Source organism: Polaromonas sp. P1_E1_2 (genome assembly GCF_056406035.1).
This window is the reverse complement of sequence record NZ_JBFUAZ010000074.1, coordinates 1-10,715: the sequence shown is the minus strand read 5'-3', so window position 1 is coordinate 10,715 and position 10,715 is coordinate 1. Positions and strand designations below refer to the sequence as shown.

The 10,715-nt window shown below is 61.9% G+C and carries 10 protein-coding genes; 4 read left to right on the top strand and 6 right to left on the bottom strand.

The features are described 5' to 3' along the window. Positions 1-234 precede the first annotated feature (234 nt). Positions 235-789, bottom strand: coding sequence for a YceD family protein (locus AC1D1P_RS06125; RefSeq protein ID WP_477671313.1), 555 nt, complete (start codon positions 787-789; stop codon positions 235-237). A 25-nt stretch (positions 790-814) separates the two neighbouring features. On the opposite strand from AC1D1P_RS06125, the gene AC1D1P_RS06120 reads away from it, so the two are divergent. Beyond that, a complete protein-coding gene (locus tag AC1D1P_RS06120; RefSeq protein ID WP_477672396.1) occupies positions 815-1,462 on the top strand; it encodes a Maf family protein in 648 nt (215 codons plus the stop codon). After that, entirely contained in the window at positions 1,459-2,226 is a 768-nt protein-coding gene (locus AC1D1P_RS06115) for an SAM-dependent methyltransferase (RefSeq protein WP_477671311.1), read from the top strand. The genes AC1D1P_RS06120 and AC1D1P_RS06115 overlap by 4 nt, the downstream gene beginning before the upstream one ends. A gap of 76 nt (positions 2,227-2,302) precedes the next feature. Here the strand turns inward: AC1D1P_RS06115 and AC1D1P_RS06110 are convergent, their stop codons facing one another. From AC1D1P_RS06110 to AC1D1P_RS06090, 5 genes are all read right to left on the bottom strand, one after another. Next, the gene (locus tag AC1D1P_RS06110) at positions 2,303-3,358 is read right to left on the bottom strand and encodes a S49 family peptidase (protein ID WP_477672395.1); all 1,056 of its coding nucleotides are present in this window, start codon (positions 3,356-3,358) and stop codon (positions 2,303-2,305) included. Between the two features lie 21 nt (positions 3,359-3,379). Then, positions 3,380-3,754 carry a Rieske (2Fe-2S) protein gene (locus AC1D1P_RS06105; RefSeq protein WP_477671309.1) on the bottom strand — a complete coding sequence of 125 codons (375 nt, stop codon included), beginning with the start codon at positions 3,752-3,754 and terminating at the stop codon, positions 3,380-3,382. A 6-nt stretch (positions 3,755-3,760) separates the two neighbouring features. Next, positions 3,761-4,420, bottom strand: coding sequence for an HAD family hydrolase (locus AC1D1P_RS06100; protein ID WP_477672394.1), 660 nt, complete (start codon positions 4,418-4,420; stop codon positions 3,761-3,763). Between the two features lie 64 nt (positions 4,421-4,484). Continuing rightward, complete coding sequence (locus AC1D1P_RS06095) at positions 4,485-5,009, bottom strand: hypothetical protein (protein WP_477672393.1); 525 nt, start codon at positions 5,007-5,009, stop codon at positions 4,485-4,487. An 86-nt stretch (positions 5,010-5,095) separates the two neighbouring features. Beyond that, entirely contained in the window at positions 5,096-6,250 is a 1,155-nt protein-coding gene (locus AC1D1P_RS06090; protein ID WP_477672392.1) for an RluA family pseudouridine synthase, read from the bottom strand. 622 nt (positions 6,251-6,872) lie between these two features. Here AC1D1P_RS06090 and AC1D1P_RS06085 point away from each other — a divergent pair. Beyond that, a complete protein-coding gene (locus AC1D1P_RS06085) occupies positions 6,873-9,992 on the top strand; it encodes an Rne/Rng family ribonuclease (protein ID WP_477671305.1) in 3,120 nt (1,039 codons plus the stop codon). A gap of 141 nt (positions 9,993-10,133) precedes the next feature. After that, complete coding sequence (locus AC1D1P_RS06080) at positions 10,134-10,643, top strand: RDD family protein (protein ID WP_477671304.1); 510 nt, start codon at positions 10,134-10,136, stop codon at positions 10,641-10,643. Positions 10,644-10,715: the final 72 nt, after the last annotated feature.

The window sequence follows — 10,715 nt, the reverse complement described above, 5'->3', positions numbered from 1 at the left end:
GCTCCTGATGGGGTGTAAGGTTGGTAAATTACGCACCAAAATCCGAGTTCAGACAGCTGGACCTGAATATCGGCCCAAGGCGGTCTAAACGCCATGTCACCGTATTCACCGCATTGGTACGCGAAGCCTTTGATTATAGCTCGATGCGAGAGAAATTTCATCACCTCAACCCGCGACTGGTGAAATGCCGACAAATCCAGGAGCTTTACCTGAGAAATATGTAATTCTAAATTACTACTTTTTTGCTTTAAGCTGCGCCAGAACCGCAAAGGGATTGGGTTTTTCACTACCCTCGTCCACCGAATCTGCATTGTCACCAAGGTCGCCCGCCTGCAGTTTGGGCGCGACAGGACACACCTCGTGCATGGGCACCAGCGGCAGGGCCATCAGCAATTCATCTTCCAGCACAGCGAGCAAATCGAACTGGGGCTCCATCACCAGCAAATCCTCTTCAGACTGGTCGTCCTCGGCCATGGCAATGTCTTCATTGGCCACAAAGCGGTACCACTGGTCCACCTCTACAGGTGTGGCAACCACACCCATACAGCGCTGGCAGGTTAAAGGCACAACGGCCTCAGCCGTCAGATGCAACCATACGTCGTCTTCAACGCCCGGGCGTGGGCGCAATTCRCCGACCGCCTGCCATTTCACTGCCGAATCAGCCTGCAACCCTTGCGCTTCGTGCGCAAGGCGCTCCATATTTCGTAGCAAAGTAGTCTCGGAAAGCGCCACGCCATCCTGGGCGAAAGCGGTCATGTTGAGTCGGTTGGGCTGCAGGGATCTGGACATGTGTGCAGTGTAAGAGAATCAAGGCATGAATCCTGTCTCCGACCCTGCCGCAATCTCCAGACACACCGGGCAAAACCGCCCCCTGATTTTGGGCTCGACCTCCCGCTATCGCCGGGAATTGCTGCAGCGGTTGCATATCCCGTTTGAGGTGGTCGCGCCCGACGTGGACGAAACGCCCCATGCCGGCGAACTCCCTGGCCCACTGGCCGAGCGGCTGGCCCTGGCCAAGGCCCGGGCTGTCGCCAAGGCATTTCCCGACGCGGTTGTCATCGGTTCCGACCAGGTTGCAGACCTCGACGGCCAGCCGCTCGGCAAGCCGGGCACCCACGAAAACGCCGTCATCCAGCTGCGCCGGATGCGAGGGCAAACCGTCATTTTTCAGACGGCTGTGGCCGTCGTGTGCCTGGACAGCGGTTATGAAGCGCAAAGTCTGGCCGCAGTGAGGGTGAAATTCCGCGCGCTGACGGATGACGAAATTGAAAACTACCTGCGCACCGAGCAACCGTACGATTGCGCGGGCAGCGCCAAAAGCGAAGGCCTCGGCATCGCGCTGCTTGAATCGATCGACAATGACGACCCGACTGCGCTGATCGGCTTGCCGCTGATCCGCACCTGCAGGCTCATCGAAGCCGCAGGCGTGAAGTTGCTTTCAGCCCGCGGGAGCCAGCCATGAGCGGCGCAACAAAAGGGAAACTTTACCTGGTGCCCGCACCGCTTGACTTCGGCTGCGACGACCTTGCCCCTCTGCAGGATGTCATGCCGCTGGGCACCGTGCAAATCGCCGCCAGGCTCTCCTGCTGGATCTGCGAAAACGCGAAAAGCACGCGCGCCTACCTCAAGCGTATCGACGCGCTGCAGCCGCTCAGCACGCCGCTGCAGTCGCAGCAAATCCAGGAGCTGCCACGGGAGGTTCACAAAAAAGGCGACCACACCGGCAACTTCGACGCGCGCCCCCTTTTGATGGCGGCCGTGGAAAGCCGCGACATGGGCCTGGTCAGCGAAGCCGGCATGCCTGCCATTGCCGATCCCGGATCCTCGGTGGTACGCGCCGCCCATGACCTGGGGCTGGAGGTTGTGCCGCTGACGGGCCCGATGTCGCTGATGCTGGCGCTGGCAGCGAGCGGTCTGAACGGTCAGAATTTTGCGTTTGCAGGCTACTTGCCGCAGGCACCGGCCGAGCGCGTCCAGCGTATCCGGGAACTGGAATCCCTGGCACTCAAATCCGGCCAGACCCAGCTCTTCATCGAAACACCCTATCGCAATGCGGCTTTGTTCCAGTCGCTGCTGCAAACACTGCAGGGCAACACCCGGCTGGCGCTGAGCTGCGGCCTGACGATGACCAAAGGCTGGTCCCGCAGCGCGCAGGTCAGCGGCTGGAAACGCGACAAACTCCAGGCACCACTGGAATTGCCAACCGTTTTCTGTATCGGCCGCTAGAGCGCCAGACAGGAACAAAAAAGCCCGCGCGAAGCGGGCTTTTTGGCAAGGGCCATCACCTTCTCAAGAGGTCGTCCTAGCGAAGCGCCGGAATCGCCTTGAAGGCCTTCATTGCGCCTTCGCCCATCGCCGCGCCAAACTTCTTGGCCAACCGTTCGGCCACATTGTCGCGACGGGTGTAGTCAATGATCTCGTCGGTCTTGACCACTTCGCGGGCCACATACTCAAGGTTGCCGAGCTGGTCGGCCAGGCCCAGTTCCACCGCCTGCTGGCCGCTCCWGAACAGGCCGCTGAACATCTCGGGCGTTTCCTTCAGGCGTTTACCGCGGCCGGCTTTGACCACCGCGATGAACTGCTGGTGGATCTGGTCCAGCATGGCCTGTGCAAAGACCTTTTGTTTTTCACTTTGCGGGCTGAACGGATCAAGGAATCCCTTGTTTTCGCCGGCCGTCAGCAAGCGGCGCTCCACGCCCAGCTTGTCCATCAGGCCTGTGAAGCCAAAGCCATCCATCAGTACACCGATGCTGCCCACAATGCTGGCCTTGTCGACGTAAATCTTGTCGGCCGAAACAGCGATGTAATAAGCGGCGGAGGCGCAGGTTTCTTCGACCACAGCGTAAACCGGCTTCTTGTGCTTGGCCTTCAGGCGCAGGATTTCGTCGTTCATCATGCCGGCCTGCACCGGGCTGCCCCCCGGCGAATTGATCAGCAGCACAACCGCCTTGGCGCCTTCGTCTTCAAAGGCGGCACGCAGCGCAGCGTTGACGAACTCGGCGCTGGCGTCGGCGCCCGCGGCGATTTCACCCTTTATTTCCACCACGGCCGTGTGCGGAACAGTCGCATCGCTGGCAGGCGTGCCGCGGTGCAGTGCCATCCATACCAGAGCGATGAAAAACGCCAGCCAGGACAGGCGCACAAAGGTTTTCCAGCGTCGCGTGGCTTTTTGTTCGTTGAGCGCAGCAAAAGCCAGTTTCTCAAGCGTCGCGCGCTCCCAGCCGGGGGCGGAAGGGTCAACGGCGGATTTTCTGGCCTGGGGATAAGGCGGAAGGGATTCCGGCTGGTTGGGCCGGAAATCCGATTCGCGCAGCGAATCAGAGTCCATGGGAGGGTCGGGGCGATGGGGGTCGTTCATGGGCGATAGTTTAGAGAGGTATTAGAACTGTAGCGGTTTAAGGTTGTAAGCAGAATGCCAATAAACAACCCCTTCAATTTCTGAAAGCTCGATTTTGACCAGCCCTCCCTGGCAAGGCCCGCCGGCGCACAGGCCGGTATCCGGACGGTAAACGGCGCCATGGCTGGCGCATAAAAGCCACTGCCCCCCGGTATCAAACACCCGGTTGGGCTGCCAGTCCAGCTCCATCGCGACATGGGTGCAGCGATTGAGATACGCGTGGACCATTCCTTCGTAACGGACCGCAAAGGCGCGGCAGGTCTGCCCGGCATAAATGACGTCGAACGGCACTGCCAACCCGCCTTCAAGCAGGTCGCGGCTATTGCACAAAGCTTGCCGGGGTTCCGTGGACGTCATCGAAAACTACCCGTGGGCCAGCAGCCAGTCGTGCAGTTCCTGCACCGAATGCGCGACATGGCGCGGCGACAGCGCGGTAAATGTGTCCGGCTCATGCGCGCCATAACTCACTCCCACACTGGCACAAGCAGCATTGACCGCCATCTGGAGGTCATGGGTGGTGTCGCCCACCATCAGCACGCGCCCCGCGGGAATACCAAACTCCGCCATGAGCTCATGCAGCATGCGCGGATCGGGCTTGCCTGCCGTCTCGTCAGCCGTGCGGGATCCGTCGAACACGCCCTTGAGCTCTACGGTGCGCAGTACTTCGTCAAGGCCGCGGCGCGACTTGCCGGTGGCCACCGCGAGCAGGTGACCGCGCGCTTTCAGGGCGTCGAGCAGGGGAAGCACGCCCTCAAACAGGCTCAGGTCGTCGTAATGCGCAGCATAGTGATGGCGGTAGCGCTCGCCCAGTTGGGGATACTTTTCGGGGGGTACATCAGGCGCGGCATGAGCCAGCGCCTGCATGAGGCCCAGGCCGATGACGTAGCCGGCTTCCTTGTCGGTGGGGACCGTGCCGCCCACATCACGCACCGCGGCCTGGATACAGCGCACGATGATTTTGGTCGAATCAAACAGCGTGCCATCCCAGTCGAAAGCGATCAGATCGAAATTTCGGGTTTGCATGGAGATATTGTCTTAGGGAAGGCCTGCCTATGCGCGCACATGGACATACATTGAAATGCAGGCGTCAGTTGTTCCGGCTTTTACGGAGCCACCACGACGAGAACCCGTGAATTGCGCCCAACAAGACGCTTGTCAGGTCGAGCACCGTCAAATGGAACAGCGGTCCATAGTTTTCAAGAAACCCCCACCCTGAGTCGTCGAACGGATGCCGGTTGTGGGGATTGTAAAAATACAGTGCATCCCATCCCTGCGTCACTGTCCCTGGATTCAAGGTCACAAAAGCGCACACACAAACCACCAGGCAGATTGCCGATCTGGAAACAACAAAACGAAACGCAGACACGGCGTTCAAGGAAGGCACCACACGCCTGTTCAACAGCCAAAAAACCGCGGCCGCCAAAAGGGTGGGGAGCGGAAACAGAAGCATCGTTTCAACATTCCCCCACGACACCCAGAACATGAATTCCGTCAGAAGCGGCCAAAAGATGACCGAGGGCACTTCGCTCCACCGGAATTCGCCGCGCCCAAGCTCACCTGCCACCAGGTAATACGCCACACCGTACAGGGCAGGACCGGAAAAAACAAACATCAGCACTGTTCCGGCCAGGCCGCTGAACCTTCCCCGTATCGGCTTGGCTGCACTGTTTGAGCCAGGCGCTTCATGGCCCCTGTGAATCATGTGGAAACCTGCGCCGGCAAAAACTGCTGCAGCTCAGGCGGCAAAGGCGCCTGCAGGTGCACGACCTTGCGCAGTTTGGGATGGTTAAATTTCAGGCTCCAGGCGTGCAGAAACATGCGTTTGAGCGATGCCGTGCCCGGGGCGGACCTCTGCAGCGCCCGGTTCAGTTCAAAGTCTCCGTATTTGTCGTCACCGGCAATCGGATGCCCCTCATTGGACAGATGCACGCGGATCTGGTGCGTGCGGCCGGTCTTGATTGTGACTTCGAGCAGGGTGAAGGGCGTTGCGGGCGCCAGCGGACTGGCAGGAAAAGCCGACTTGACCTTGACCAGCGTCACCGAACGCATGCCGTCGGGGTGGTCGTTGGGCACCACCTTCACACGCCGCTCGCCATCGGGCAATAAATACTTGTGCAACGCCTTGTCGATCACGCGGTGATTGGCCGGCCAGTCGCCGCCGACCAACGCCAGGTAGACCTTGTCGGTTTCACGCTCCCGGAACTGCTCCTGCAGCAGCTTGAGCGCCATGCGCCGCTTGGCGATCAGCAAGATGCCGCTGGTTTCGCGGTCCAGCCGGTGCACCAGCTCCAGAAAGTCAGCCTCGGGCCTGGCCATGCGCAGCTGTTCGATCACGCCGAAGCTCACGCCGCTGCCGCCGTGCACAGCCACACCGGCCGGTTTGTCGATGGCCAGCACAAAGTCGTCTTCAAACAGAATCGGGAATTCGCGGGACKGCGCATAGCCGCCCGTAGTCGAACTCGCGCCGTGGCGGGCGATTTCCTGGGCCATGGCCTCGGCCTTTTGCCCGGCCCGCTCAGAGGTGCGAACCGGCGGCAGGCGCACGATGTCGCCGGTCTCCACCCGCGTATCGGCCTGCGCCCGGCCCTTGTTAACCCTCACTTCACCGCTTCGGATGATGCGGTAGACATGGGTTTTGGGCACGCCCTTGAGTTGGCGGATCAGGAAATTGTCGAGGCGCTGGCCCGCATAGTCTTCATCTACCGTCACCAGCGTGGCCTGCGGCGAGGCCGGGGCCGCCGCCGGTGGAATGGATGGTGCCGGGGTGGGCGCGGACACGGCTGCGGGCGGCCATACCGGTGTTTTCCCGGGTTTCCTTGCCAAGCCCTTTGCTGACCCTATAATGTGTTTCACTAGCGATGCGCTGTAAGTGGTTGATTTGTCTGGAGTTTAGTCCACGCAAGTCCCCGGCCCTGAAAAGGCAAACAAGCAGCCTCGCTGGAAGGTCGATGCCCACGCCGGCAATTGCCCGCAAGCGACGAGTGCCAGGCACCTCGCGGCGAGCGTCTTTGCACGGTAGAAGAGTCGACGTTTTGCGAACAACACTACGGAATACCATGTGTGCAGCCCAAGTCATGAACAACAGGCTGCATGCGGATCCAGTCGAGATCAAGTCCTTAACGGTAGCCCTCTGATGACAACACTGGTCAGTCTGATTTATATGTGCCTGCGGCGCCTCACGACATTCGTGGGCCCTGCTTTTGGCATAAATCAGCCGCCAGCCCTTGTACAGTGGGCGCAAGCAGCTACTCTTTTTGTAGCATCCACCCGTTTGACCCCTGCTCGCTCCATCCACGCGCCTACGCCCAGACCACGTCGCTGACCGATTCACTTCGGTCGGCCGCGCGCTGTCAAAAGCTCTCCGGCAATTCCTCCAGTTCGCACTGCGTCCCTCCGGCGTCGTTGGCCCATTTTGGGCATGTGATTGATGTTCAAGACATGACATCAAAACGAAGAACGATAAGGAAGGCTACCCATGAAACGGATGCTGGTAAACGCCACACAGGCTGAAGAACGCCGTCTGGCGATCGTCGATGGACAAAAACTCCTCGATTACGAAATTGAAATTGAAGGGCGCGAACAGCGCAAGGGCAACATCTACAAGGCCGTCGTCACCCGCGTCGAGCCCTCACTCGAAGCCTGCTTCGTCGACTACGGCGAAGACCGCCACGGCTTCCTGCCGTTCAAGGAAATCTCCAAGCAATACTTCGCCCAGGGTGTGCCCGTCAACCAGGCGCGCATCAACGATGTGATCCGTGAAGGCCAGGAACTGCTGGTCCAGGTCGAAAAAGAAGAACGCGGCAACAAGGGCGCGGCTCTCACCACCTTCGTTTCCCTGGCAGGCCGCTATGTGGTCCTGATGCCCAACAACCCGCGCGGCGGTGGCGTCAGCCGCCGTATCGAGGGCGAAGACCGGGCCGAGCTCAAAGAAAACATGGACCAGCTGGAATATCCCAACGGGATGTCCATCATTGCGCGCACCGCCGGTATCGGCCGCAGCGCGCCAGAGCTCCAGTGGGACTTGAACTACCTGCTCAAGCTCTGGACCGCGATTGACGGCGCCGGCAAGGGCGGCAAGGGCGCCTACCTGATTTACCAGGAATCCAGCCTCGTGATCCGCGCCATCCGCGACTACTTCAACAGCGACATCGGCGACATCCTGTTCGACACCGACGACGTCTACGAGCAGGCCCGCCAGTTCATGGCCCACGTGATGCCCGAGCACGAGCACCGCGTCAAGCGCTACCGCGACGACGCGCCGCTGTTCAGCCGCTTCCAGATCGAGCACCAGATCGAGTCGGCTTACGCCCGCACCGTGCAGCTGCCTTCCGGCGGCGCCATCGTGATCGACCATACCGAAGCACTGGTGTCGGTCGACGTCAACTCCGCCCGCGCCATCAAGGGCGGCGACATCGAAGAAACCGCCACCCGCACCAACCTCGAAGCCGCCGACGAAGTGGCGCGCCAGATGCGTTTGCGCGATCTGGGCGGCCTGATCGTCATCGACTTTATCGACATGGAAGAGTCGCGCAACCGCCGCGACGTGGAAAACCGCCTGCGCGACGCGCTGCGGCAAGACCGCGCCCGCGTGCAGTTCGGCACCATCAGCAAATTCGGCCTCATGGAAATGAGCCGCCAGCGCCTGCGCCCCGCCCTGTCGGAAGGCGCGTCCATCCCCTGCCCGCGTTGCGGCGGCTCCGGCCATATCCGCGACACCGAAAGCTCGGCACTGCAGATCCTGCGAATCATCCAGGAAGAGTCCCTCAAGGACAGCACGGCCTCGGTGTTGTGCCAGGTCCCGGTCGACGTGGCGTCTTTCCTGCTGAACGAAAAGCGCTCCGAGATCGCCAAGATCGAAGTCAAGCAGCGTATCAACGTGCTGCTGGTTCCCAACAAGACGCTGGAAACCCCCAACTACCGCCTGGAACGCCTGAAGCACGACGACCCGCGCCTGGACAACATCGCCGCCAGCTACAAGATGGCCGACGAAATCGAGGATCCGACCACCGTCACGCGCCGCAGCCAGGAAAAGCACAACAAGCAGGAGCCCATCATCAAGGGCGTCTTGCCCGATGCACCTGCGCCGATCGCGCCGCCCAAGCCGGAAGTGGCGCCACAGGCGGCTCCCAAGCCCCAGTCGCGCCGCCCTGCCCCGGTAGCAGCTGCACCCGCAGAAAAAGGCTTCTTCGGCTGGATCAAGAGCCTTTTCGGCGGCGCGGAAGCGCCAGCCCCGGCACCTGCCGCCAAAGAAGTGAAAAAAGACGAGCGCGGYGAAGGCCGACGTGAAAGCCGCGATGGCCGTGGCGATGGACGCGGTGAGCGTTCGGACCGTGGCGGCGAACGCGGAGGCCGCGACGGCCGCCGCGGTGGGCGTGGCCGCAGCGAAGGACGCGGCGGTGAAGGCCGAGGCGAAAACCGCGAAGGACGCGAACCACGCCCAGAGGGCCAGGGCCGTGGCGAAGGCCGCAATGAAGGCCGTGGCGGCGAGCGCCGCGAACGCAACCCGGAAGGCCGCAACGAAGCCGGCCGCCAGGAACGCCCAGCCGGTGAAGCCCGCGGCGAAAGCCGTCCTGAAAATGCCGGCGACCAGCCCCGCAGCGAAAACCCCAGCCGCGAAGGCCGCGGCCGCCGCGAGCGCGGTGAACGTGGCGAGCGCGGTGGTGAGCGCATTCAGCGCGACTCCGTCGAGCAGGACCTCGCACTGGCCAACCAGGCCGCCATGGCAGCCGCCATGGGCGGTGAAGCCGGCGAGCCGCGCCAGGAACGCGCACCGCAAGACGGCGAACGCCCACAAGGCAACCGTGAACCGCGTGGAGAGCGTGGTGAAGGCCGCCGTGACCGCGGCGACCGCAACGGCCGTCGCAACGACCGCCGCACAGACCGCCCTGAAGGCGCCGAAGGCCAGAATGCTGCCGCTGAAGGCAGCGCCGGCTTCAATCCTGAAGCCGTAGCGGCAGCCCCCGTACTGGACGATGCCGGCAATGTGATCGCCCCTGCACAAAACGGCCAGGCCGAAGACCAACGCCAGCCACGCGAACGCCGCAGCCGGGACCGCTATGGCCGTGACCGCCGCGAACGCGGCGAAAACGGTGAGCGCAGCGAGCAACCTGCAGAAGCCGGACAGGCAAGCGGGCAAGCCGAATTTTCGGAACCTAATCAGCCGCAAGCCCAAGAGCAGCGTGCGCAAGCAGCTCCTGAATTTGTAGCACCGGTGGCTGCCGCCGTTCCGGTTGCTGTACTGGCTCCAGCCTACGTGACCCCAGCAGCCGTTGCCGCACCCGTAGCAGCTCCTGCCCCCGCACCGGCGCCAGCCGCTGTGCCGGTTGCTGCCAGCCTGCCCAAGGTTCAGTCTTACGACTTGCCCCTGCAGGACCTGGTTCAGGTCGCCCAGTCCTCAGGCTTGCAGTGGGTCAACTCAGATGCCGCCAAGATCGCCGAAGCCAAAGCCGCCATCGCCGCCGAAGCCAAGCCGGTCCACGTACCGCGTGAGCGCCCACCGCTGGTGGTCGCCGACGAAGGCCCGCTGGTGCTGGTCGAGACCAGGCGCGATCTCGGCGCTGTGAAGCTGCCTTTCGARCAATCGGCCGGCCAGTAAACGCGCCGACCTCTGCCGCATAAGCGGCACCTCACCAAAAGGCCCGCAAATGCGGGCCTTTTTTACGTCCTTCCTATCTTGCAGCAATGTCGTTAAGAGGCCCTAGAATCAACCCAACAAAATAGGCATGGGGAGAGGACGATGGACAATCCGCAGCACGATGCGCGCTATGCGCCGCCGCAGGCCAGCGTAGACGACGTGGTCGCGGCGTCAGAGGGGCCTGAGCTGGCCAGTCGCATGCGGCGATTTTGCGCCGTGATGCTCGACGCTGTTATTCAGTCCCTCTTCCTTTGGCTGGTGTCGGTACTGACGCCCTTCAATCCCTGGAACACGGAAGGACGCGACATGTGGTCCGTCGATCTGGTGAGCATGGGTGTCGGCGCCCTGATTTTTCTTGTGCTCAACGGCTACCTGCTCGCGACACGGGGCCAGACGATTGGCAAGGTCTTGCTCAAGATACGCATTGCCCGACCTTCGGGAGAGTCCGTTTCCGTCAAGCGCCTGGCCCTCCGATATGGCGCGGGGTTCGCGGCCAGCATCATGGTGGTCGTCCTGTGGGTCTATTCCCTGCTGGACTGCCTGATGATTTTCCGGAAATCCCGTCGCTGCCTGCATGACGAGATTGCGGACACCGTGGTCTTCAAGATCTGACAGGCAGCCCAGCCCTGTGACAACCGCGCGCCTCGACACGCTGTACACGGCCGAAACACCGGAGGGCATCAC

What these genes read in the sequence shown, in the direction of transcription:
- AC1D1P_RS06120 (WP_477672396.1), top strand. Translation starts at nt 815, where the DNA reads ATGAATCCTGTCTCCGACCCTGCCGCAATCTCCAGACACACCGGGCAA.
- AC1D1P_RS06115 (WP_477671311.1), top strand. Translation starts at nt 1,459, where the DNA reads ATGAGCGGCGCAACAAAAGGGAAACTTTACCTGGTGCCCGCACCGCTT.
- AC1D1P_RS06105 (WP_477671309.1), bottom strand. Translation starts at nt 3,754, where the DNA reads ATGACGTCCACGGAACCCCGGCAAGCTTTGTGCAATAGCCGCGACCTG.
- AC1D1P_RS06100 (WP_477672394.1), bottom strand. Translation starts at nt 4,420, where the DNA reads ATGCAAACCCGAAATTTCGATCTGATCGCTTTCGACTGGGATGGCACG.
- AC1D1P_RS06095 (WP_477672393.1), bottom strand. Translation starts at nt 5,009, where the DNA reads ATGTTTGTTTTTTCCGGTCCTGCCCTGTACGGTGTGGCGTATTACCTG.
- AC1D1P_RS06080 (WP_477671304.1), top strand. Translation starts at nt 10,134, where the DNA reads ATGGACAATCCGCAGCACGATGCGCGCTATGCGCCGCCGCAGGCCAGC.